The following is a 22,516-nucleotide window of genomic DNA, read 5'->3' on the forward strand; positions in this document are numbered from 1 at the left end:
GGCCCTGCTCATCCGGCCCTACCTGTCGGGCCCTTCCTGCGGCAGGTACCGCCGGATCGCATGGCTCGCCTGCGCCAGGGCGACCAGTTCCAGGATGAGCTGGTGATGCATGTGCATGCCGATGGCTGCCGTCAGGATCATGCCCTCCAGGTCGTCCTGCGCCGCGGTGAACGACAGCTGGGCATCGGCGATGCCATCCGCCGCACGCCCGTACGCTGCCAGCGCGTCGACGTCGGGGCCGAGACCCACGGCATCCATGGCGGCGACGTGCTCGTCGACGGCGAGACGGGCGTCGCTCTGTTCGTGCGGCCAGCCCATCGCGCGCACGAGGGCGTCGACCTTCGGTGATCGCTCGCCCCGCCGGCCGCCGAGGCCCAGGACCACCGACTGCACTGTTGAGAGCAGCGCCAGGCGCTGCGTGTCCGAGGCGCCCGCCCCGGCTGCGGCGCCCAGGATCCGCCGGATGTCCTCGAGCCCCAACCCGACCGTGGAGCGCAGCCCCTGGATCAGCTGCAGCCGGCGGACGTGCCTCTCCCCGTAGTCGGCCCGCGTGGGGTTGATGGCCTCCCCTGCCTCGAGGAGCCCCGACCGGAGGTAGAACTTGATGGTGGCGGGCATCAGCAGCTTCGGGATCGTGTCCGACGGGCACTTCAGCTGGCTGCACGGACTCTCCGCCCTCACCACGGTGACGGTCAGCCTGGGCATCGCCGCGGCGGTGAGGGGCAACATCCTGGGGCACCTGCTGAACATGGTGGGCAGCTACTTCGGCCTGCTCGTCGCGTTCGTCTTCGCGGCCACTGTCCCGTCCCGGGCGATCCCCCGCCTGCTGGTCGGCGATCCGTCGACCGCGTGGCTGGTCGCCGCGTTCGTGGCCGGCAGCGTGGCGGCCCTGTACCTCGCCGTGAGGCCGCGACGGCGTCGCCCCGCGCTCCGTGTCGGGCGCGTCCGTGTCCCGTCCTAGAACAGGCCGACGGCGTTCCCCTCGCCGTCCACGTCCATCCGCAGCGCGGCCGGCTCCCTCGGCAGCCCGGGCATGGTCATGACGGACCCCGTCAGGGCGACGATGAAGCCGGCTCCCGTCTTGGGGATGAGATCCCGGACATGCACGGTGAAGCCCTTCGGTGCTCCGAGGAGGCTCACGTCGTCGGAGAACGAGTACTGGGTCTTCGCCATGCACACCGGCAGACCGGACCAGCCGTTGGCCTCGATCTCCTTGAGGCGCCGTAGCGCCGGGACCGAGAAGTCGACGCCGTCGCCCCCGTAGATCTCCTGCACGATCGTGCGGATCTTGTCCTCGACGGAGAGTTCGAGGGGGTACAGGTGCGAGAAGCTCACGGGACGTCGGAGCGCATCGAGGACCTTGGCCGCGAGCTCGTCGCCGCCGGGCCCGCCGCCGCCCTGCCCCCACACGTCCGCGACGGCGGCCTCGATGCCCTCGCCCGCACACCATGCCAGCAGCCAGTCGAGCTCCTCCTGGGCGTCGGTGGCGAACCTGTTGACCGCCACGACGGGCGGGATGCCGAACTTCTCGATGTTGCGGACGTGCCGGAGGAGATTCGCGGTGCCCGCCTGGAGGGCATCCACGTCCGGCTCCCCGAGGTCCTCCTTCGCGACCCCGCCGTGCATCTTGAGCGCGCGGATCGTCGCGACGATCACGACGGCGTCGGGGGCCAGGTCGGCCGCACGCGCCTTGATGTCCAGGAACTTCTCGGCGCCGAGATCGGCGCCGAAGCCGGCCTCCGTCACGACGATGTCCGCCAGGCGCCGGGCCGTCCGCGTGGCGATGACGGAATTGCAGCCGTGGGCTATGTTCGCGAACGGACCGCCGTGGACGAATGCCGGCGTTCCCGCGATGGTCTGGACGAGGTTCGGCTTGATGGCGTCCTTCAGCAGCAGCGCCAGCGCGCCCTCCACTTGCAGCTCGCGGACGGTCAGCGGCATACGGTCGTAGGTGTAGCCGAAGGTGATGTTGCCGAGTCTCTCCTTCAGGTCCTCGAGGTCCCTGGCCAGGCAGAAGACGGCCATGATCTCCGAGGCCACCGTGATGTCGAAGCCGTCCTGACGCGGCGTGCCCTGGGCGGGCCCGCCGAGGCCGATGACCACCTCCCGGAGCGCCCTGTCGTTGACGTCCAGGACGCGCTTGAAGGTGATGCGCCGGGGATCGATGCCGAGTTCGTTGCCCTGGTGGATGTGGTTGTCGATCAGCGCGGCGAGCGCGTTGTTCGCCGAGGTGATCGCGTGGAAGTCGCCGGTGAAGTGCAGGTTGATCTCGTCCATCGGCAGCACCTGGGAGTACCCGCCTCCCGTGGCTCCGCCCTTCATGCCGAGCACCGGACCGAGGGACGGCTCCCGCAGGGCGATCATCACGCGCTGCCCGGCACGGGCGAGGGAGTCCGCGAGGCCCACGGTACAGGTGGATTTGCCCTCGCCGGCAGGCGTGGGGCTCATGGCACTGACCAGGACCACCCTGCCGGGTGTACGACCGTCGTCCGGCAGCAGGCGCGGATCGATCTTGGCCTTGTAGCGGCCGTGGAATTCGAGCGCCTCCCGCGGGATCCCGGCGGCATCCGCGATGTCCTCGATGGGCCGGATCGAGGCAGCCCGGGCGATCTCAAGATCGGTCATGGGGAAAACCTATCAGCGGTTGCGGATCAGGCCGGGGGCAACCCGGCACGTTCCAGGACGTAGGCGATGAGTGGTTCGTACAACCCGGGCCATACGTTGTCGTCGAGCGGGACGGCGACCTCCACCTGGCCCTGGGCTTCCGAGACGAAGAGCGCGGGGTCGTTGCAGTCGGCGAATCCGATGGTCGGCAGCCCCGCACTGGCGGCGTGTCCCGCCCACCCGTGATCGGCCACCACGAGGTCCGGCGGCTCGAGCCCCTCCGTGGCGAGCGTATCGAGGCTCAGCCGCATGGGTTCCGGGAAGTGCGTGTGCATGAGTCCGCCGTGCTGATGCCAGACGAGGACGCCGAAGACCTGGCGGATGTCCCCGGCTCCGAAGCGTCGCCCCTCCGGTACGCGGACCACCGTGGCACCGGCCGCCGCGGCGGAACGGGCGAAGGCCGCGTGGACGGGCAGCAGGCCTGCGGGGTGGCCGGTGGCGAAGAGGATCCGTTCGCCGCGGTGCGCGGAGGAACCGAGGCGGTCCGCGAACCGGTCGAGCGCCGCGACGCATCTGGCGGCATCGATGGTGTCCTGGCCTTCGGTGTGGGCTGGATCCCCGCTCGTGCCGACGCGCTCGTGCATGAGGTCGAAGACCTCGTCGAACGACCAGGGCCGCGTGCGGGTGACGCCGAACTCGAGGTGCTCGTTCCCCTCGAGGAAGAGGCGCATGTGCTTCAGGTTGTCCTGCCGCGGAGTGGCCACCTTGCCGGTGATACGAACGGAATCGAGGTATTCGGCGAGTTCGGTGGGGTTCACCCGTCCATCCTAGGCGCCGCGGGAGGCGTGCTTCAGCGCGCGGTGGCCGCGGGGAAACGCTCGACGGCGGTGCGGTAGCTCTGTGCCGTCAGCAGCGCCGTGCGCTGCCAGCCGAAGGCGAGGGCGTGCATGGCGGCTCCGCGTCCGAGCGTCGCGCGCAGCTCCGCGTCGTCGTGCAGGCGTTCCAGGGCGGCCGCCCACGCGGTCGCGGAGTGCCCGTCGACGAGGAGGCCGCTCCGGCCGTCGCTGACGGCCTGGGGCAGGCCGCCGACATTGGCGGCGACCACCGGGGTACCGCACGCCTGGGCCTCGAGCGCCACGAGTCCGAAGGACTCGCTGAAGGACGGCATCACCACGGCATCCGCGGACCGGAACCACTGGGCGAGGTGGGCTGCCGTCACGGGCGGGTAGAGGCGGATGTCATCGGTGAGGCCGGCGCCGTCGATGAGGGGCTGGAGCTTGAGGGCTTCGGAGCCGCTGCCCGAGCCGAGGATGCTCACCGCCAGGGGGATGTCCGGCCGCCGACGGCGGAGTTCGGCGGCTGCCGCCACCAGGACCTGGGGTCCCTTGAGTTTCTGGATCCGCCCTGCGAAGACCACGTGGAACTGATCCGGCGGGAAGGCGAGGGCCGTGCGCGCAGCGTCCCGGTCGCCAGGGTGGAAGGTCGACAGATCGACGCCGGGGGCGACGACGTCGACCCGGTCGCGGGTGGCGCCGTACAGGGAGACCAGTTCGGCGGCCTCGGTCCTCGTGTTGGCGATGAGCCGGGCGGCGCCGGTGACGATGTCCTGTTCCCCGGCGATCCGCTCGGCCGGCTCCGGTGAGCTGATCGCCTTCATGTGCAGGTTCTTGACCTTGGCCATGGTGTGCATGCTGTGCACGAGCGGCAGGTTCATCTCCCTGCTGAGCGTGAGTCCCACGGTTCCGGAGACCCAGTAGTGGGAGTGCAGGACGTCGAAGTGGCCGTCGGCGAGCAGCCCGGCGACATCCGTGATCGCATCGGCGAACGTGGTCTTCAGCCCTGGCAGTGCCTCCTTGGGGATGCGGTGGCGTGGACCGGCATCGAGGTGGTGCACCACCACGCCGTCTCCGAGGATCTCGCGGCGCGGCCGCCCCTCACCGGCTTCCCGCGTGAAGATCTCGACCTCGATGCCTACCCTGGCGAGTTCGAGCGCCGTGCTGCGGACATAGACGTTCATACCGCCCGCGTCGCCCGCGCCGGGTTGCTCGAGCGGGGAGGTGTGCAGGGACAGCATGGCCACGCGCCGGACGCCGGACACACCCTCTCCTTTCCGACCGGTTGTGGGGAAGGACCGGTCGAGTGACCCTCACGACCCTATAACGCCCTGTCAGCGCGCCCCATTCCGCTCGCGCCGCCCTCCGGCACACTGCGGATACGGGATGGAGGAGGCGGAAGCCCACGCTGGACAGTGCGGGCTTCCGCCTCCGCTCGGGAGAGACACTCCGAAGGTCCTGTCTCCTCGGGACGGCAGGGTTCGGACGGCAGGGTTCGGACGGCAGGGTTCGGACGGCAGGGTTCGGACGGCCGGGTTCGGACGGCCGAAGCACTGGCAGCACGCCGGGATCGCTGTGGTGACCGCCGGCAGGGCATCGCTTCCGACCGGCTGTCCACCGCCGGTCACTTGATGTACATGGTGTGCTGGGGCAGCGTGAGGCGGTGGGAGGAGTCCCAGGCTCCGCCCGACCGGTCCGGCCAGATCCGCCCCCAGAGCGAGGTCCTGTTCCGCCATCTCCTCAGCATGCGTCGCACCTCCTTCCTCCGCTGGAAGCCGGGCACAGGATCGGCAGTCGTACCCGGCAGCTCCGGACAGGCCAGCGGCGTCAGTGATCCGCTCAGAATGAATTCGCCCCGGCCGGGACGAATTGTTGCTCCGGGTCCGGGTATTGCGTTCGTATCGGGTGAATGGGCAGGGGGTAGCGGTGAATTGGGCATGACGGACCTTCGATAGGTGAAAGGGGCAGGGAATTGCCGATAAAGGGCGCTGCCGGGAAAGAAGACACGAGGAAGCCGCGCACGGGCGCGGGGATGATGCTGGACCAGCCGGCTACTGCCGGTGCGCCGACTTCCTAGTGCGTACGGCGAACGAAGGCGGGATTGGCGCTGCGGGCAAAGGCTCCGCTGAGCATGGTGTTCACAATCTCCACCTCCATTTCATCCAGTGCATTGACGGTCGTGTGGCCCGGGCGTCCCTCGTCGATCGAGTCGGGAAGGCCCAATGGCACGTGAGTAAAGTTACCCCATGAAATGCACTGCGGCATAGACCTTTTCGTGAATTGATCGGACAATTCACGAAAAGGTGGGAGAAGGGGCGTTCCGATGGCGTCCGCGGGTCGCTGGGGGCTAGAGATTCCAGTGCACGATCGCGGGTGTGCGCTTGTCCCAGCCGAGCGCACAGACCGCGGCGGTCCCCAGGACGAAGTGCCGTCCCTCGATACCGCCGAACTGCAGCCATCGGGCCGCGACGATCCGCAGGAAGTGACCGTGTGCCACGAGCAGCGCGTTCTCGACGGGCTTCGCCGCGGGCTCCCTGTCCGCCGGGGTCCCGCAGCCTGCCTGGACCCTGGCGATGACGCTGTCGGCCCGCTCGGACACCTGGTCGAGCGTCTCCCCGTTGGGGACGCCGTCGTTCCAGATCAGGTAGCCGGGGTTCTCCTCGCGGACCACCGCACTGTTCCGCCCCTCGTTGTCGCCGTAGTCCCACTCGTGGGCGAAGGGCAGGACTTCCGCGTCCGGGAAGCCGGCCAGCTCCGCCGTCCGGACGGCCCGTTGCAGGGGTGACGTCACCACGAGATCGAAGTCGATGCCCTGGAGGTGTTCGCGCGCGGCGAGCGCCTGTTCCTCGCCGTGCGGCGTCAGCGGGAGGTCGGTCAGGCCCGTGTACCGGCCGTCCCTGGACCACTCCGTCTCGCCGTGCCGCAGCAGCCACAACCTGGGGAGGGGGGTTCCCGCCGGAGTCAGGTCCGGTGCTGCCGCGCCTGTCATGGGCTTCATACTTCGCTCTCCTGGGATTCGGGCTGCTCGCTCCACCACTGGCGGAGCTTGGCTTCGGCTGCTGCCGGGTCGTGGGGTCCGTGCTCCATCCGCTCCTCGAGGAGGAACCGGTAGGCGCGGCCCACGACGGGCCCCGGGCGGATGCCCAGGAGTGCCATGATCTGTTCGCCGTCGAGGTCCGGCCTGATCGACGCCAGTTCCTCCTGCTCGGCGAGCGCGGCGATCCTGGTCTCGAGATCGTCGTAGGCGAACGCGAGCCGCTCGGCCTTGCGCCGGTTCCGCGTGGTGACGTCGGAGCGGGTCAGGCGGTGCAACCGCTCGAGGAGGGGGCCGGCATCGCTCACGTACCGCCGTACAGCGGAGTCGCTCCAGCCCGCTTCCCCGTAGCCGTAGAAGCGCATGTGCAGCTCCACCAGGCGGGCGACGGCCTTGATCGTGTCGTTGTCGAACCTCAGTGCTCTGAGCCTCTTGGAGGCGAGCTTCGCGCCGACGGCGTCGTGATGACGGAAACTCACCGCCCCTCCGGGTTCGAACTTCCGCGTCGCGGGCTTCCCGATGTCGTGGAGGAGCGCGGCGAAGCGCAGCACGACGTCCGGTGCCGGCACGGGCCCGTCGTCGCCCGTCTCGAGGGCGCAGGCCTGCCGCAGCACCGTCAGCGAGTGCTGGTAGACGTCCTTGTGGCGGTGGTGTTCGTCCGTCTCGAGGCGGAGCGCGGAGACCTCCGGCAGCACGTGGTCGGCAAGCCCCGAGTCCACCATCAGGTCGATCCCGGCGTCCGGCGTCTTGCCCTGCATGAGCTTGACCAGTTCATCGCGCACGCGCTCGGCGGAGATGATCGAGATCCGTTCGGCCATGGACCCCATCGCCTCGGACACCTCGGGGGCCACGCTGACGCCCAGCTGGGAGACGAAGCGCGCGGCGCGCATCATGCGCAGGGGATCGTCCGAGAACGACGACGACGGCGTGCCGGGAGTGCGCAGCAGGCCCGCGTGCAGGTCCCGGACGCCGCCGAACGGATCGACGAGTTCGAGGGACGGCAGCCTCAGGGCCATAGCATTGATCGTGAAGTCGCGGCGCAGCAGGTCGTCCTCGAGGCTCGTACCGAAGGCCACCGACGGGTTCCGGGACGAGGGGTCGTAGGCCTCCGCGCGGTACGTGGTGATCTCGATCTGGTAGCCGCCCCTGCGCAGTCCGATCGTGCCGAAGGCGCGGCCGATCTCCCAGTAGGCGTCGGCCCACCGCTTGATCACGGCGAGGGTCTCGTCGGGGTCGGCGCTCGTGGTGAAGTCGAGGTCGGGCGACGCCCTCCCGAGGAACAGGTCCCGCACCGGGCCGCCGACCAGTGAGAGTTCATGGCCCGCGGCCTCGAAGAGTTCGCCGACCTCGAGGACCACGGGAGGGAGGGGTGCGGTGAGGGTCGAGGTGTCCAGCAGGTGCGCCATAGTCCCTTAAGGGTGCCAGATCAGCCCCCGTTTCCCACACCTCGCACCGACCCGTACCGATGCTGTACGGGCGGGCGCGCAACGCGTCGCGCCGTCATCGAGGCTCCTTAAAGATCGTTAGAGTGGTCTGCATGGACCGACCCGTTCCAAGTGCTCCCAAGCGCACCCCGCTGACTGTGTCAATGGGAACCACGGGTATGCCTGCCGTGCAGCACCAGCTGCCGACGGTGGAGGAGGTGTCCGCCGGCGGGATCGTCGTCGACACCACGAAGGAATCGCTCGACGTCGCCATCATCGCCCGGCTGAACCGCGGAGGCCGGCTCGAGTGGTGCCTCCCGAAGGGCCACCCGGAGGGCCTGGAGAACAGTGAAGAGGCCGCCGTGCGGGAGATCGCGGAGGAGACCGGCATCGAGGGCAGGATCGTCTCCGCCCTCGGGAGCATCGACTACTGGTTCACGGTCAGCGGGCACCGCGTGCACAAGACGGTCCACCACTTCCTGCTGATCGCCACGGGCGGCTACCTGACCATCGAGAACGACCCCGACCACGAGGCCGTCGACGTCGCGTGGGTCCCCCTGCAGGAGCTCGGCCGTCGCCTCTCCTTCCCGAACGAGCGGCGCATCGCCGACCTCGCCCGCGAGGTACTCCCCGAGCACCTCTGAGCGTCCGCTCTCCGCTGCGGCGCGCGCCGTCGTCCTCCCATCGGTGAGACGATGGGAACGATGTCTGAAACGAACACAGCCTCGATCCCCCTGCAGGACGCCGGGCAGCCCGCCCGCGACGACCCCTCGGCCCCCCGGAGCGGCTCCATGGCCCGCTCGAGCGCGATCATGGCTGCCGGGACCCTCGTCTCGCGGATCCTCGGCCTCGTCCGCGTTGCGCTCCTCGCCACGGCGATCGGTGCATCCGGCCAAGTGTCGGACCTCTTCACCTCGGCCAACAACCTGCCGAACTTCATCTACCTGATGCTCGCCGGCGGCGTGTTCAATGCCGTCCTGGTGCCGCAGATCATCCGTGCCAGCAGGCAGCCGGATCGGGGCGCGGACTACGTCAGCCGGCTGCTCACCCTCGCCGCGGCAGCGCTGCTCGTGCTCACGGTGCTCGTCACGCTCGCGGCACCGGTCATCGTCGGTCTGACGACGAGCGTCACGGGCGCCAATCTCGCCCTCACCACGGCCTTCGCCTACTGGTGCCTGCCGCAGATCTTCTTCTACGGCATGTACGCGGTGACCGGGCAGATCCTCAACGCCAACGGGTCCTTCGGTCCCTACATGTGGGCGCCCGTCGTCAACAATGTGGTCTCCATCGCCTTCCTCGCGGTCTTCATCGTGCTGATGGGGAGCGAGCAGTCGGAACGGCACAGCCCCGACACGTGGACCTCGGCGCAGACGCTGCTGCTCGCCGGTGGGACGACGCTCGGCATCGTCATCCAGGCCCTCGTGCTCTTCCTGCCCCTGAAACGCCTTCGGCTCGGCCTGCGCCCGAAGTTCGGCATCCGCGGAACGGGTCTCGGCCGGACGGGCAGGCTCGCGTCGGTCACCATCATCACGATGCTCGTGGGGAACGGGCTCTACCTCGTGAACCAGCGCGTCGCGACCATCGCCTCCGAAGCACGCCCGCGGCTCCTCGCACAGGATCCACCCGTGCAGATCGCCGGCCTGACCAACCTCGAGTTCGGCGCGATGGTGTACCAGCTGCCGCACTCCGTCATCGCGCTGTCCCTGGCGACGGTCATGTTCAACCAGCTGTCCTCGGCGCATGCCGACAACAACCTGGCCGCCGTCCGCGCCACCCTGTCCCAGGGGCTGCGCATCATCGGCGTCGCGACCGTCTTCGGTGCCGCAGCACTGCTCGCGTTCGCAGGACCCCTCGGGATGCTGTTCAGCGAGTCGGCGGAGAGCGCCGCCACCAACGGCGTCATCATCGCGCTCCTCGCCGTGGGGGCCCCGTTCCTCAGCGCCAACTTCTTCCTCAACCGGGTGTTCTACGCGAGCGAGGACGTTCGGACGCCGCTCAAGATCCAGCTGATCCTGTCCGTCGTCGGCGTCGTGCTCGCCCTGGCGGCGGGCATGTTCGATCCCCGCCTCATCGTGCCCATGCTCGCCGTCGCCTACTCGCTCGGCAACGCGATGGCCGTCGTGGTCAGTCATGTCTTCCTGACCCGGGCGATCGGGTCGTACGGCGCCGGACATGTCTTCGATGTGCACGTGCGCCTCGTGATCGCCGGGATCGTCGCCGCGCTGGCGGGCACGGCCGTGTCCTGGGCGTTCGGCGGGTACGACGCCGGCGGATTCGTCTGGCAGTCGAAACTGAACGCCGTCGTCGTGCTCGCGATGGGTGGGATCGTCCTGTCCGTGGTCTATCTGGCCATGCTCAGGCTGCTCCGGATCACCGAACTCAGCCAGATCCTGGGGCCGCTGCTGGCGCGGTTCCGCCGGAGCGGCGCCTGACGCGGCAGCCCGGGAATGGCCTGGCAGACCGGTAGCATGGTGAGAAATCAGCCAGGGTCTTGCCGGGAGGAACACGTGCCAGAAGCAGTCGACGTCGGTTCAGTGCTGGGCGGCCGCTACAAGGTGACGGCCTACGTGCTGGCATCCGCCGAGAAGGACCTCGTGCTCGACGGCGTCGACCAGGTGCTCAACCGACCGGTCAGCATCCTCGTCGCGTCGGCCGGCAACGCGTCCCAGGTCGCCACGAGTGCCCGTGAGCTGGCGTCCGGCGACAGGAACGACAACATCCAGGTGCTCGACCTCGGCATCACCGAGTCCGGCACCTATCTGGTGACGAACCGCGCCTCGGCGCCCGACATGCTGGACCTGATCGTGCAGCAGGACGCTCCCGCGCAGGAAGCACCCTACGTCGAGCCGTTCTTCACCGACACGCTCGGTTCGGAGATCTTCGGCGGGCCGCGGTCCAGCGAGCCGGAGACCGACGACGACGACGACCACTACGAGGACTACGACGACGTCCGGCAGCAACGGAAGTCGCGCCTCTCGGGGCTGACCCGGCGCTTCGGGCGGCAGGGCGCCGATGATGCGTCGTACGACGACGCATCGGACCAGCCTTCCGACGCCGCCGAACCTGCTCCTGAGCGGCAGGCCACCTCCCACCTCGTCCCTCCGCCGCCCACCCAGCGTCCTACGGGTGCGTCGGCAGCGCCCTCCGGGGTCCGGGACGAGCCGCGCGATGATCGCGACAACACCGGCCCGCAGCGGGCGGGGGCTGCAGCCGGTGCCGCGGCCGGTGCCATAGGGGTCGGTGCAGCGGGGGCGGCCGCCGCTGCGGCGTCCCCGCAGTCCGGGCGGGCCGCGTCGCGCTTCCCGTTGTCCGCCTTCGACGACGACGACATCGACGGCCCCGAGGGGACCGACGGCGACGGAACCGATGACGACGACAACGACGGGGGCGGACGCAGGTTCACCCGCGTCCTCGTCGGGGTGGTCCTCGCGGTCGTCCTGGTGGTCGCTGTCGTCCTCGCGGTCACCCAGCTCGGATCGATCTCCGGCGGGACCGACGTCGCGGACGATCCGACCGACCAGGCGACGAGCGTCCCCGCCTCCGACGATCCCGTGGAGACGCCGACTGCCACCGCCGAACCCACGCAGGAGGCCGTCGCGCCCGTCATCACCGGCATCACCCGTGTGGTCCCGGACAACCAGGCACTCGATGCGGCGAACGACGCCACCCTGCCGTTGATCATCGACGATAATCCTGCGACCTTCTGGGGCAACCAGGTGTACGCGAGTGACTCCTTCGGTGGCCTCGCCACGAGCCTCGCGCTGGTGGTGCAGCTCGAGCAGGAATCGACCATCTCCGAGGTGTCCATCGCACAGCTCAACGGAGCGGGTGGCAGTTTCTCCGTCCTCGTGAACGACCAGCCGACGCTGGATGGTGCCGAGCAGATCGCCCAGGGCAGCTTCACCGCGCCGACCGTGACCCTTCCGATCCCGGACGGTGCGGACGGACCACGGACGGCGAGCTACGCGATCATCAACTTCACCCGGCTGCCGAGGCTCTCCAACATCCAGGCGCAGTACCCCTTCGGACTGCGGATCGCGGAGATCAGCGTCCGCTGACTCGGGCCGGACCCGAATGCCCGGAGGGCGCTGTCGGCGGTGCCACACCGTGCTCCCGCGGTGGAATAATCGTCCGGAGGGTTCCGTTGAGGGAAGTGTCCGCAGATGAGGCCGGTCCGGCCGGATCAGCGCACGAGAAGACAGAAAGGTCTTTCGAGAACGTGACAACGCAAACCGATGTCCAGCTGGACACGCCCACCGCAGACAGCTCAGGCAGCGAGCCGAAGATCCACGACGTCATCATCGTCGGATCGGGTCCTTCGGGCTACACCGCAGCGGTCTACACCGCACGCGCCAACCTGAAGCCGGTCATGATCGCGAGTTCGGTCAAGGCCGGTGGTGAGCTGATGAACACCACCGACGTCGAGAACTTCCCGGGCTTCCCGGAGGGCGTCATGGGGCCGGAGCTGATGGAACAGTTCGAGAAGCAGGCACGCAGGTTCGGCACCGAGATCCTCTTCGAGGACGTCGTGTCCGCAGACCTCTCAGGTGACATCAAGAAGCTGACCATCGCGACGGGTGAGGAATTCCTCGCGCGTGCCGTCATCATCTCGACCGGTTCCGAATACCGCGAGATCGGGCTGGACGACGAGAAGCGCCTGTCGGGGCACGGCGTCAGCTGGTGTGCGACCTGCGACGGGTTCTTCTTCCGCGACCAGGACATCGCCGTCGTCGGCGGCGGCGACTCCGCCATGGAGGAGGCTCTCTTCCTCACGAAGTTCGCCCGCTCCGTCACCGTCATCCACCGCCGTGACACGTTGCGCGCGTCCAAGATCATGCAGGACCGCGCTTTCGCGCACGAGAAGATCGATTTCCTCTGGAACTCCGAGGTCGTCGGTATCCACGGCGCCGACAAGGTGACCGGCGTCAAGGTGGCCAGCACGGTCGACGGCACCACGAGCGATCTCGCTGTCACCGGCATCTTCGTCGCGATCGGTAACGATCCACGGGTGGACCTCGTGAAGGATCAGCTCGAACTGACCAGCGAGGGCACCATCGCCGTGCAGGGCCGGACGTCGAAGACCTCGCTGCCGGGCGTCTTCGCTGCGGGTGACGTCATCGACCCGACCTACCGCCAGGCCATCACGGCATCCGGCAGCGGCTGTGTTGCTGCCCTCGACGTCGAGCACTACCTGGCGGATACCGTCAGCATGGCGCAGACTGCCGCCCGGGTACCCACCCCGCCGGCAGAAGCAGTCTCCGAATCAGCTTCACTCTGATCGATCAATCACTAGGAGTATCGCAATGAGCAACGCAAAGGATGTGACCGACGCGTCATTCGACGCCGACGTCCTGCAGGCCAGCAAGCCGGTCATCGTCGATTTCTGGGCTGAATGGTGCGGCCCCTGCCGCATGCTCTCGCCCATCCTCGACGACATCGCTGCCGAGCATGCCGAGAAGGTCGACGTGGTGAAGGTGAACGTGGATGACAACCCGGCCATCGCCGCGAAATACGGCATCACCTCGATTCCCGCCGTGTACGTGTTCCAAGGCGGGGAAGTGGCCGCGACGTCGATCGGCGCGAAGCCGAAGCAGGTACTCGAGCAGGAATTCGCAGCCTTCATCAACTGATCGCGTTTTAGAAGAGGGCCCGCCGCATCTGCGGCGGGCCCTTTTCATTGGTACGTACCGTGTAATCCACGTCCGACAAGGGAGGTGCGGGGAATATGTCCTCGATCAGAGGCTTGGATGTCTCGCAGGACCTGACTGTTGTTCCTCGGCCTCGATACTGAGCCGTCCGCCTCTCTCCGTCCGAGAACGCGTTTCACGTGAAACAGGGTCAGGGCAGCTGCAGCGGGTTCTCCTCTCAACAGAACACCGACACACCCATCCTGCAACCTGGCAGCCGGCCGGCGGCAGCTCGCTGGTACTTGTCCTCCGCCGACGTATCGCATGCCACCATGCCCAGGCTGAGGATGATCCCTCGTACAGCGTCCCGCTCCGAGCAGTCTCCACAGCGCGCCGCCTGGTCGATGCCAGTGGGGAGGCAATAAGCCCCCGTCCGACATTGCCGAGAGCGGCAGGAGAATGGGGGACGGACGGAGACGGCTGCGAGCGGTTCGATCACCACCGCTGGTCCACATGTAGTGCGTCTGCTCCATCTCTTCCCACTGCTGCTGAACAACCGGAGCGTGAAGGTGCTTGGCGCGCTCATGGCCGATCCAGACGCCATAGGTACCCTTTCAACGACTGCAATCGAATGCGGCGGCAGAGATCGCAGGCCTACTCACGCGATCATCCTCAACCGCGGTTGTGACGCGAGGCAGAGATCCGGCATTGCTGCCTCCGGTCAGAGCGGCGGTGTACCTCTTCGTTTCCCTGATTTCAGACCCTTTTCAGGACACCCCGCACGAGCGCCCAGCACCACGCCATAGATGCCGTCGCCGGATGGAGATCAGCGGGCCGGCGACCATCGCTGAAGATGGCCCCGCGTCCGAACATCCACTGCCGTAGGCCGCCGAAAGCTGCTGCAGCTACTGGTCGACTCGCCGGAGCATTCCGAGATCGAGGTAGCCCTGGGCATCGGAGCTGGCAATGGTGTGCATTGAAGTGACACCCGCAGCAAGGGATGTACTGTCGCGCCTGCGAGGCCACCGCCAACCGGAAGAACCGGAACCCTCTGTTCTGCTGCTGGTCTCTGGGGGACATGCCGATCAACGGCTTCTTCCCCTCGTGGACCGTGCAGTGTCGCAAGCATCGTGCTGCCTACGCAGGTGAGCGACATGTACCGCGTCAGCGTTAGGTCGAACATCACTTCCGATGAGGGCGAACAAGCAGCAGAAGCATCGCGCTGTTTCACGTGAAACGATGACAGTAGAGTAAGCATCGCTCCTTCAATCAAGGTGCTGCAGTAGCCGCTGCAGCCGCGATCCGCGGCGAGGATCATCTGTTTGAAGGTAGAAACGACGAATTCCCAGGGTCCTCCATCGATATGAACTCACTGACCACAAAACCTGGGTACGACTGCGGGCGAGGTCAGATTGCACGGCCCATTCGTCCCGTCGAGCCGCTGAGCGCGTCAATGCCGCAGGCCTGCCGACCTCGGAGGGTGCACGGGCGCTCCCGGATGATGACAAAGCCATCGCGCCGGCAGAACGATGGATGGATGCACGACGTCGACAGATCGTTCCAGTTGCCGTGCGCAGCGGGCACTCATCTGCTGCGAACAACCCAACCGCGACCAGACGGGGGTGCCGGCGGGAGCCGGTGTCTCACGTTTCACGTGAAACCAGATCGTCCCAAGCAGTCGCGCCCGCTCGTAACCCTTGCAAGCAGAGGATGCTCAGTACCCCCGGAGGAAGCGCTGCGGCACTGGTAGAAGGCCGTTCGGGGTCAGCAAGCGCTCCACATCGCGCCACTACCCTCGCGGAGTTTCACCGCCCGTGTGCGCCCTTGCGCTAGCGTCGATGATGGGACACCACCTGGGCAATCCTCAAGGTGGAGATCCGCACCCTCCCTCGCGCTACCTTTTGCTGAGCCGGCTTCCACACCCGACTAATGCACCCACCCGGTCGCTTCGCCGTTCACCGTCGCGGCCCTCGTGACGCCACCTCGGAGCCACGTGCCTGTGCTGATACAGCAGCCCATTAACGACCCAAGGGCCCGGGCGCGCGTGACGTTCCGGGACATGTCACGCCGCTCCATGAAGGAGGGCCTTGGGTCGTCGTCGACCTCGGCGAATCGATCATGGCGTCCATGAATGAGCCCTCCGCCGTCCCTGACCAGGGATACAGGACGCCTTGGACGGAAAAGTGCTGAGCGAGGGGTGCCCGGATCAATGTCAGTCGATCCATAACCGCAATGTTCCACGTGAAACGCCTCATCGCAATCCACCCACGGAGCGAGCCGACCACCGTGTTCTGGCTCGCACTCGCAGAGCAGGTGAAGCCGGGCCGCCACCAGCGACGGGACGCTGGGTCCCTGCGTTCGCCTACGCACCGTTGAACGTCTCGTAGTAGGACTACGCTTGCCTGGTAATGCCGCTCGAGCCCTTGCCGGTGCACGCACACCACTCAGGAGACCGGGCAGCCGACTCCATATCCTGCCCGGTACATTCACTGTGACCGGCGTTCCACGTGAAACACGCTAGGCCGACACGCGTGCGATCTCTTCGTGAGCGTCCTCGAATCCTCATCCTCGCGTACTGACGAGCAGGCGTGAGCACCGGTTCTCTCCCCATCCGCCATCCTCACAGCGGACCGAATGCGGATCGGCCGTAAGAGCTCTACCGAACGGCTACTCGGAACTGGAGCCAACTGGCACGCGCTGTCGCGCTCTAGAACGTTCCCCGAAAGACAGACGACCCCTGTTTCACGTGAAACAGGGGTCGTCGTGTCGAACGTCTTGTGATCCTACTCGGCCGGAGGCGAGAGCACACCGATGATCCGATTGAGATCGTCGACGCTCGCGAACTCGATGCTGACCCGCCCCTTCTTCGCTCCGAGCGTGATCTTCACATTCGTGTCCAGCCGATCGGACAGGGACGTCGCAAGGTAATCGAGACGCTCATGCCTGGCTCCGTCCCGGGGAGTGGAGGGTTTGCTCGCCCTGCGGAGGCCCCCACTGAGCGCGACGATCTCCTCGGTGGACCGGACCGAAAGGCCTTCCGCCACGATGCGCTGGGCGAGCTTTTCCATGTCGGCCGGATCTCCCAGGCCGAGGAGTGCCCGAGCATGCCCGGCCGACAGCACCCCCGCAGCTACTCGCCGCTGTACAAGCGGTGGCAGCTTCATCAGGCGCAGGGTGTTGGAGATCTGCGGTCGCGACCGACCCAGGCGCCCGGCCAGTTCATCGTGGGAACAACCGAAGTCGTCCAGCAACTGCTGGTATGCAGCAGCTTCCTCCAGCGGGTTCAGGGCACTACGATGCAGATTCTCAAGCAGCGCATCCCTGAGCAGATCGTCATCCAACGTGGATCGGATGATCGCCGGAATGCTCTCCATGCCGGCTTCCCGGGATGCGCGCCAACGACGCTCTCCCATGACCAGCTCGTACGAGGTGGTGCCGCCTTCCTGCGAAGGACGAACGACGACCGGCTGAAGGACCCCGATCTCGCGGATCGAGTGCACGAGTTCGGCCAGCTCGTCCTCATTGAACTCTACGCGGGGCTGCTTCCTGTTCGGATGGATGCTGTCGAGCGGGAGCTCGGCGAAGGTGGCACCGGGTACAGCAATCAGCGACGCGTCCGAACCGCCCTGGTCAGGTCGCACCATCGTCACGTTGGAAGAACTGGAACCGGTTTCACGTGGAACGGAACCTGGTGAGGCAGCTGATCTCGTCGCGGAGGCCGGCTCGAGATCTGCAGTCTCCATGTTCTGTGCGGCTCCCGCCGCGCCGTCAGCGGTTGAAGCGTCAGTCCGTGCTGACACCCTAGTGGGCTCTCCCGATGGGCGCGCATCCTCCGCGTGAAAATCAGTACCAGCACCGTCGTCTGCCGCGCCCGCAGAGCGCCTTGGTGACTGACCGGGCGCCTGGTCCTGTCCATCCGCGCTGACCGGACTCGGGACGTGTGCAGTGTCCTCATCAGACACCGCAGCCTGCGTCGACGCGGACGGCGACGGCTTCGCCGTGTCCGCGCCCCTTCCGGCCGCGCTCTTACGCCCCGACGGTGACTTCGCAACGCGCTTCGATTGCGCTTCGAGCATGTTCTTGTTGATGCCACTTCGGAGGGCGGAAGAGTAGGACCGTGGCTGCTCCGCCACGTCCTCCTCGGTCACCCGCTCGAAGAAAAGATCCACGGGTCTGCCCGCTGCTTTGCGCGACCCTTCGGAGGCTGCAGTGGGCACTTCCCGCTCGACCGGAGCATCATGCTCAGGCTGTGCCGGCTCGGTGTCATCCTCGACCGGACCGCTGGGTATGAGCGCCCCGAGCCCTCGGCCCAGGCCACGCCGCTTTTCCGCCATGTCGTTCCTTCCGGACGATGGAGCCCTGCTTCACCGTCACATCGTCGTGGTCCAGTCGGACCGGTACTGCGAACTGCTAGGACCGAGAGGCTATCTCGGCCGCTGCTTCCTGGTAGGAGAGTGCACCACTTGATGAAGGGTCATACGTCATGACCGTCTGCTGATAGCTCGGCGCCTCGGAGATCCGTACCGAACGGGGTACCACGGCCTTGAGGACCTGCTGGGGGAAGTGTTCGCGCACCTCGGCCGCAACCTGCGCAGCGAGATTCGTGCGTCCGTCGTACATCGTGAGCAGGATCGTCGAGACGGAGAGATCAGCGTTGAGATGCTTCTGGATCATCTCGATGTTCTTGAGCAGCTGGCTCAGACCCTCGAGCGCGTAGTACTCGCACTGGATCGGGATCAGCACCTCCTTCGCTGCGACGAAGGCGTTGACCGTGAGGAGACCGAGACTCGGAGGGCAATCGATGAAGACGAAGTCGAGGCGAGGCTCGCCCCTGCGTTCGCGCTCCTTCGCGTAGACATCGATCGCACGCCGGAGGCGCTGCTCCCGAGCCACGAGGGACACGAGTTCGATCTCGGCACCGGCAAGGTGGATCGTGGCAGGCGCACAGATCAGGTTCGGCACATCCGGGCAGGGCGCGACGACATCGGCGAGCGGGACATCGTCGATCAGGACGTCGTAGATGGAGTCCACATCAGCGTGATGGTCGATATTGAGGGCGGTCGAAGCATTGCCCTGCGGATCGATGTCGATCACGAGGACCTGCAGACCAGCGGTAGCAAGCGCCGCCGCGATATTGACTGTCGTCGTCGTCTTGCCCACACCGCCCTTCTGGTTGCTGATGGTCATGATGCGCGTGCTCTGCGGCTTGGGGAGCGTCTTGCCCAGCAGCTTCTCGCGACGCTTCGCCTCGCTGGCCAGCTCACGACCCAGGGGCGAGGAATCGTCCATCGACTCCAGGACGCTCTTACCCTTACCGGGCTTCTTCGTTTGCGTCGCATCGGACAACACGGCCGTGGTTTCACGTGGAACAACACCGGTGTTCGCGGGGTCCGCAAACACTTCGGGTTGTATTTCACGTAGCCCACCAGCGAGTGCGAACCCGGACGGCAGGAGGGTTTCGGACTTCTTCGCGGGGGCGTCCTTGATGGTCACTCAGTAACTCACTTCCACATGCCAGACGTCGTTATCTACAAGGGTAGCCGGAAGCACGCGGCCCGACGCGACATCAGCACCGGGGCAGGCCTTCAGGGGATGCGGACGGGAATACGGACCACGGTCGTGGGCTCTGCGAGTACTTCGGCCCCTGCCACGAGTACCTCGGCCGGACCCCCGCCGAGCTTCCGGATGATCTTCCGGGCCTTCTCGATCTCCTCGCCGGCACTTCGGCCCTTGATCGCGAGGACTTCCCCTCCCGGCCTGGCCAGAGGGATGGTCCAGCCCGCGAGGGTGCTGAGGGCCGAGACCGCTCGTGCCGTCACATAGTCCCCCGACACCTGGCCCACCACCTGTTCCGCGCGAGCCCGATGGACGGTGACGTTCGGCAGGGAGAGATCCCCGACGACCTCGTTCAACCAGGTCACCCGGCGTTCCAGCGGCTCGACCAGGTGGAGCTCGAGGTCGGGCCGGGCGATGGCGATCGCGAGGCCTGGAAGACCGGCACCGCTACCGACGTCGACCACAGTGGCACCGGGGTCCATCAAATCCGCGACCACCGCACAGTTGAGCACGTGCCGCCCCCAGAGTCGTGGAACCTCCCTGGGACCCAGCAGGCCACGTTCAATGCCCGAGGTGGAGAGGTGCCTGACGAACCCGCGGGCGAGACCGAGGTGCGCACCGAACACGATCGTCGCAGCCGCGAGTTCGTCGACGGACGGATCCGGGGCCCCGGCGACCGGAGTGGGGGAAGGATCAGTCATCACTGGGCGAAACGACGATGTGCCGGGCCTGACCCTCACCCTCGGATTCACTCACGAGACCGAGGTCGGCCACGACGTCGTGGACGATCTTCCGCTCGTAGGCCGACATGGGAGGCAGAGCGACGTCGTCGCCCGTCTCCTTGACCTTGTCCACTGCGTCCTGAGCGATGCGGGCCAGTTCGCCGCCGCGCTGGTTCCGGTAGCCGTCGACGTCCAGAACGAGCCGTGACCGCGAGTCCGTCGCCGTGAGGACACTCAGTCGGGTGAGTTCCTGCAGTGCCTCGAGCACTTCACCGTCACGACCGACGAGGCTGCTCAGCCCGGCGTCGGACTTGTCCTCCGACACGATCGAGATGTAGGTGCGGCCGTTGCGCACCTCGATGTCGATGTCGCCGTCGATATCCGCGATATCGAGGAGCTCCTCGAGGTAGTCGGCCGCGACGTCGCCCTCTTCGTCCAGCCTGGACGCCTTCGTCCCGCCCGCTGCCTCGACGTCGTCGGCGGATGCCTCGACGTCATCACCCGACTCCGGGCCGCTCAGCTCGGGTGTCTGCTCTTCGTTGTCTACCGTCATCGCTTCTTCCTCTTCTTGCGCTGGGGCTGGACACGCTGCACCCGGGCCTCTGGCACCGCTTCGACTACTTCCTCGGTCTTCCGCTCACCGAGGAGGGGAACCATGGGCAGACCCTTTTTCGCCCGGCGGTCGGCAAGTGCCTTCGCCGCCGGCGATCCGGGGGTCGGCATCCTGCGGATGACGTAGAACTGCTGCGCCATGGTCCACACGTTCGTCGTGGTCCAGTAGACGAGGACGCCGAGCGGGAAGTTGATGCCGCCGACTCCGAACACCAGCGGGAGGATGTACAGCATGATCTTCTGCTGACGCATGAACGGGCTCTGCATGGCCTCCTCGGACATGTTCTTCGCCATGATCTGCTTCTGCGTGATGAACTGCGATGCCGTCATCGCGATGATCATGAGGAGCGACAGGATGATGACGCTGATGTTCCCGTCGGCGCCGAAACTGCCGAGGAACGTCGAGGAGAGGGGAGCACCGAAAATCGTCGCGTTGTCGAACTGGCGGACCGATTCGGGTGACAGGGCACCGATGGTCGTACCCTCGGCGCTTGCCCGGGAGATGCCGTTGAGCACCGTGAAGAGTGCGAAGAAGAAGGGCATCTGGATGAGGATCGGCAGGCACGCCGCGAACGGATTGGTCCCGTGCTTCTTGTACAGGGCCATCTGCTCCTGCGTCATCGCCTGACGCGAGAGCTGATCCGTCTTGCCCTTGTACTTCTGCTGCAGCTTCCGCAGGTCCGGCTGCAGGGCCTGCATGCCGCGCTGGGCCTTGATCTGCTTGACGAAGACGGGGATGAGTGCGGCGCGGATGACGACGACGAGGCCGACGATCGACAGGACCCAGGTCCAGCCGGAAGCAGGGTCCATCCCGAGGAACGTGAAGCCCTCGTGGAACATGAACATGATCCACGACACGAGCCACCTGAACGGCGCCAGGATCGTCTCAAAAAAACCCATAATCAGTTAGCTCCTCAAGCCGCGGAACGGCTTTCGTCATCGGCCGGGATCACCGGATGGTTCAACACAACAATCGAGGGGACCTTCCCTGGCGGGAAGGTCCTGGAACCTGCAGGGACGTGGTCGACCCCGCCGTCGTTCCAGGGGTGGCAATGCATCAGCCGTCGGCCGGCGAGCCATGTACCGCGCATGAACCCGTGCACGGTCAGGGCCTCCAGCGCATAGGCGGAGCAACTGGGATAGAACCGGCACACGGGACCGTACAGCGGAGACACGACCTTCCGGTACGCGATCAGGAACCCGATCGCTGCCAGGCGCGGCATCCCGACGAGGAAGGCCAGCACGCGGACAGCGACCCTGATCACGATACTCTGCCTTCCTTCTCCGGTACCTCGGTGCGGTCGAGCCTGCGGACGACGGCGGCGAGGCAGCTCGTGAAGTCCTTCTGCAGGGTCGGCCAGTCACTCCCGGCTGCCGGCGGCAGCGCCCTGACGACGACGTCGTACCCGGCAGGGTGCGCTTCGACCCACTCCGCCGAAGCATGGCGCAGCCTCCGTTTAACGAGATTGCGTGTGACGGCGTTCCCTACGTTCTTGCCGACGATGAAACCGACCCTGGAAGGAGCGGAGCTCGACGTCCTCGACCCGTATAGCACGACGTTCCGGCGCCCAGACCGGGCACCGGAACGTACGGTACGTGCAAAATCCGCGGCCGTCCGCACCCTGTGGATCATCGGTAGCACTGGGGGTCCCTGTTTCCTGGGGAAGCGAGGAACACCGTGCCGGCGCGATCACCCGAAGGCTGCATGGCGTAGGAGGAACCGCTTATGCCGAGAGTTCGGTACGGCCCTTGCCGCGGCGCGCCGACAGGATGGCACGACCAGCACGGGTGCGCATGCGAAGACGGAAACCGTGCTTCTTGGCACGACGGCGGTTATTCGGCTGAAAAGTCCGCTTGCTCACTGTAGTTACTCCAGAACGATCTTGAGATGCGTCCGGCCCATTGCAACAAGGGGGAAGAACAGACTGACGCGATGAAGGTGTACATCCGACATTCGCGGAGGAGCTGTCACATCCCGAGGCCTCTTAGTACCCGGAAACATCTGTGATGGCATGCGAAATGCAGATATGTTGGACTACATAACGTTAGGGGACGCAGCTCGCGGGCGTCAAACCAGCCGTCGCCGCCCTGTGGGCTACTTTTC

The 22,516-nt window shown here is 66.7% G+C and carries 22 protein-coding genes; 6 read left to right on the forward strand and 16 right to left on the reverse strand.

Annotation, left to right across the window (positions count from 1 at the left end):
• Positions 1-18: 18 nt before the first annotated feature.
• Positions 19-618, reverse strand: coding sequence for a MerR family transcriptional regulator (locus AC0Z9V_RS14725; protein ID WP_485141965.1), 600 nt, complete (start codon positions 616-618; stop codon positions 19-21).
• Between AC0Z9V_RS14725 and AC0Z9V_RS14730 the strand changes: the two genes are divergently transcribed.
• Positions 608-961 (forward strand): DUF2306 domain-containing protein, encoded by a 354-nt coding sequence (locus tag AC0Z9V_RS14730; protein ID WP_485141966.1) that lies wholly within the window; start codon positions 608-610, stop codon positions 959-961. The two genes, AC0Z9V_RS14725 and AC0Z9V_RS14730, sit on opposite strands and share 11 nt — an antisense overlap.
• Here AC0Z9V_RS14730 and AC0Z9V_RS14735 read toward each other — a convergent pair.
• From AC0Z9V_RS14735 to AC0Z9V_RS14765, 7 genes are all read right to left on the reverse strand, one after another.
• The gene (locus tag AC0Z9V_RS14735) at positions 958-2,625 is read right to left on the reverse strand and encodes a formate--tetrahydrofolate ligase (protein WP_485141967.1); all 1,668 of its coding nucleotides are present in this window, start codon (positions 2,623-2,625) and stop codon (positions 958-960) included. The genes AC0Z9V_RS14730 and AC0Z9V_RS14735 overlap by 4 nt on opposite strands.
• Positions 2,626-2,651: 26 nt before the next feature.
• The gene (locus AC0Z9V_RS14740) at positions 2,652-3,422 is read right to left on the reverse strand and encodes a phosphatase (RefSeq protein WP_485141968.1); all 771 of its coding nucleotides are present in this window, start codon (positions 3,420-3,422) and stop codon (positions 2,652-2,654) included.
• A 32-nt stretch (positions 3,423-3,454) separates the two neighbouring features.
• Positions 3,455-4,702 (reverse strand): D-inositol-3-phosphate glycosyltransferase, encoded by a 1,248-nt coding sequence (gene mshA, locus AC0Z9V_RS14745; RefSeq protein WP_133080000.1) that lies wholly within the window; start codon positions 4,700-4,702, stop codon positions 3,455-3,457.
• A gap of 359 nt (positions 4,703-5,061) precedes the next feature.
• Positions 5,062-5,184, reverse strand: a complete 123-nt coding sequence (locus AC0Z9V_RS14750; protein WP_279628568.1) for a hypothetical protein — start codon at positions 5,182-5,184, stop codon at positions 5,062-5,064.
• A gap of 326 nt (positions 5,185-5,510) precedes the next feature.
• Positions 5,511-5,666: a hypothetical protein gene (locus tag AC0Z9V_RS14755; protein ID WP_485141969.1), complete on the reverse strand. Its 156-nt coding sequence runs from the start codon at positions 5,664-5,666 to the stop codon at positions 5,511-5,513.
• 118 nt (positions 5,667-5,784) lie between these two features.
• On the reverse strand, positions 5,785-6,435 hold the full coding sequence (locus AC0Z9V_RS14760) for a histidine phosphatase family protein (protein WP_244185830.1): 651 nt from the start codon (positions 6,433-6,435) through the stop codon (positions 5,785-5,787).
• Positions 6,432-7,877: a CCA tRNA nucleotidyltransferase gene (locus tag AC0Z9V_RS14765; protein WP_485141970.1), complete on the reverse strand. Its 1,446-nt coding sequence runs from the start codon at positions 7,875-7,877 to the stop codon at positions 6,432-6,434. Before AC0Z9V_RS14765 ends, AC0Z9V_RS14760 begins: the two co-directional genes overlap by 4 nt.
• A gap of 182 nt (positions 7,878-8,059) precedes the next feature.
• Here AC0Z9V_RS14765 and AC0Z9V_RS14770 point away from each other — a divergent pair, with 182 nt between their 5' ends.
• From AC0Z9V_RS14770 to trxA, 5 genes are all read left to right on the forward strand, one after another.
• Complete coding sequence (locus tag AC0Z9V_RS14770; protein WP_244186091.1) at positions 8,060-8,539, forward strand: NUDIX hydrolase; 480 nt, start codon at positions 8,060-8,062, stop codon at positions 8,537-8,539.
• A gap of 60 nt (positions 8,540-8,599) precedes the next feature.
• A complete protein-coding gene (gene murJ / locus AC0Z9V_RS14775) occupies positions 8,600-10,327 on the forward strand; it encodes a murein biosynthesis integral membrane protein MurJ (protein ID WP_485141971.1) in 1,728 nt (575 codons plus the stop codon).
• A 75-nt stretch (positions 10,328-10,402) separates the two neighbouring features.
• The gene (locus tag AC0Z9V_RS14780) at positions 10,403-11,953 is read left to right on the forward strand and encodes an ABC transporter substrate-binding protein (protein WP_485141972.1); all 1,551 of its coding nucleotides are present in this window, start codon (positions 10,403-10,405) and stop codon (positions 11,951-11,953) included.
• A 227-nt stretch (positions 11,954-12,180) separates the two neighbouring features.
• Positions 12,181-13,173 carry a thioredoxin-disulfide reductase gene (gene trxB / locus AC0Z9V_RS14785; protein WP_459269427.1) on the forward strand — a complete coding sequence of 331 codons (993 nt, stop codon included), beginning with the start codon at positions 12,181-12,183 and terminating at the stop codon, positions 13,171-13,173.
• 25 nt (positions 13,174-13,198) lie between these two features.
• Complete coding sequence (gene trxA / locus AC0Z9V_RS14790; RefSeq protein WP_133080005.1) at positions 13,199-13,525, forward strand: thioredoxin; 327 nt, start codon at positions 13,199-13,201, stop codon at positions 13,523-13,525.
• 2,780 nt (positions 13,526-16,305) lie between these two features.
• On the opposite strand, the gene AC0Z9V_RS14795 is transcribed toward trxA, so the two are convergent.
• The 8 genes from AC0Z9V_RS14795 to rpmH all read right to left on the reverse strand — a co-directional run bounded on the left by AC0Z9V_RS14795 (position 16,306) and on the right by rpmH (position 22,274).
• Positions 16,306-17,598 carry a ParB/RepB/Spo0J family partition protein gene (locus tag AC0Z9V_RS14795; protein ID WP_485142058.1) on the reverse strand — a complete coding sequence of 431 codons (1,293 nt, stop codon included), beginning with the start codon at positions 17,596-17,598 and terminating at the stop codon, positions 16,306-16,308.
• Positions 17,599-17,932: 334 nt separating this feature from the next.
• Positions 17,933-18,811: a ParA family protein gene (locus AC0Z9V_RS14800; RefSeq protein WP_133080452.1), complete on the reverse strand. Its 879-nt coding sequence runs from the start codon at positions 18,809-18,811 to the stop codon at positions 17,933-17,935.
• A gap of 296 nt (positions 18,812-19,107) precedes the next feature.
• A complete protein-coding gene (rsmG, locus tag AC0Z9V_RS14805; protein ID WP_133080006.1) occupies positions 19,108-19,779 on the reverse strand; it encodes a 16S rRNA (guanine(527)-N(7))-methyltransferase RsmG in 672 nt (223 codons plus the stop codon).
• Positions 19,772-20,353, reverse strand: coding sequence for a Jag family protein (locus AC0Z9V_RS14810; protein WP_208740260.1), 582 nt, complete (start codon positions 20,351-20,353; stop codon positions 19,772-19,774). The genes rsmG and AC0Z9V_RS14810 overlap by 8 nt, the downstream gene beginning before the upstream one ends.
• A complete protein-coding gene (gene yidC / locus AC0Z9V_RS14815; protein WP_133080008.1) occupies positions 20,350-21,312 on the reverse strand; it encodes a membrane protein insertase YidC in 963 nt (320 codons plus the stop codon). Before yidC ends, AC0Z9V_RS14810 begins: the two co-directional genes overlap by 4 nt.
• A gap of 14 nt (positions 21,313-21,326) precedes the next feature.
• On the reverse strand, positions 21,327-21,635 hold the full coding sequence (gene yidD, locus AC0Z9V_RS14820; RefSeq protein WP_133080453.1) for a membrane protein insertion efficiency factor YidD: 309 nt from the start codon (positions 21,633-21,635) through the stop codon (positions 21,327-21,329).
• 38 nt (positions 21,636-21,673) lie between these two features.
• Positions 21,674-22,045, reverse strand: coding sequence for a ribonuclease P protein component (gene rnpA / locus AC0Z9V_RS14825; protein ID WP_347876217.1), 372 nt, complete (start codon positions 22,043-22,045; stop codon positions 21,674-21,676).
• A 91-nt stretch (positions 22,046-22,136) separates the two neighbouring features.
• Complete coding sequence (rpmH, locus tag AC0Z9V_RS14830) at positions 22,137-22,274, reverse strand: 50S ribosomal protein L34 (RefSeq protein WP_022892375.1); 138 nt, start codon at positions 22,272-22,274, stop codon at positions 22,137-22,139.
• Between the last annotated feature and the right edge of the window lie 242 nt (positions 22,275-22,516).

This window comes from Arthrobacter sp. UYP4, from assembly GCF_057291175.1.

Coding starts and splice junctions, on each gene's coding strand:
- AC0Z9V_RS14800 (WP_133080452.1), bottom strand. CDS start 18,811: ATGGACGATTCCTCGCCCCTGGGTCGTGAGCTGGCCAGCGAGGCGAAG.
- AC0Z9V_RS14770 (WP_244186091.1), top strand. CDS start 8,060: ATGGGAACCACGGGTATGCCTGCCGTGCAGCACCAGCTGCCGACGGTG.
- AC0Z9V_RS14765 (WP_485141970.1), bottom strand. CDS start 7,877: ATGGCGCACCTGCTGGACACCTCGACCCTCACCGCACCCCTCCCTCCC.
- murJ (WP_485141971.1), top strand. CDS start 8,600: ATGTCTGAAACGAACACAGCCTCGATCCCCCTGCAGGACGCCGGGCAG.
- AC0Z9V_RS14750 (WP_279628568.1), bottom strand. CDS start 5,184: ATGCTGAGGAGATGGCGGAACAGGACCTCGCTCTGGGGGCGGATCTGG.
- AC0Z9V_RS14735 (WP_485141967.1), bottom strand. CDS start 2,625: ATGACCGATCTTGAGATCGCCCGGGCTGCCTCGATCCGGCCCATCGAG.
- yidC (WP_133080008.1), bottom strand. CDS start 21,312: ATGGGTTTTTTTGAGACGATCCTGGCGCCGTTCAGGTGGCTCGTGTCG.
- AC0Z9V_RS14810 (WP_208740260.1), bottom strand. CDS start 20,353: ATGACGGTAGACAACGAAGAGCAGACACCCGAGCTGAGCGGCCCGGAG.
- AC0Z9V_RS14725 (WP_485141965.1), bottom strand. CDS start 618: ATGCCCGCCACCATCAAGTTCTACCTCCGGTCGGGGCTCCTCGAGGCA.
- rnpA (WP_347876217.1), bottom strand. CDS start 22,045: ATGATCCACAGGGTGCGGACGGCCGCGGATTTTGCACGTACCGTACGT.
- rsmG (WP_133080006.1), bottom strand. CDS start 19,779: ATGACTGATCCTTCCCCCACTCCGGTCGCCGGGGCCCCGGATCCGTCC.
- AC0Z9V_RS14760 (WP_244185830.1), bottom strand. CDS start 6,435: ATGAAGCCCATGACAGGCGCGGCAGCACCGGACCTGACTCCGGCGGGA.
- trxA (WP_133080005.1), top strand. CDS start 13,199: ATGAGCAACGCAAAGGATGTGACCGACGCGTCATTCGACGCCGACGTC.
- AC0Z9V_RS14795 (WP_485142058.1), bottom strand. CDS start 17,598: ATGCTCGAAGCGCAATCGAAGCGCGTTGCGAAGTCACCGTCGGGGCGT.
- yidD (WP_133080453.1), bottom strand. CDS start 21,635: ATGCCGCGCCTGGCAGCGATCGGGTTCCTGATCGCGTACCGGAAGGTC.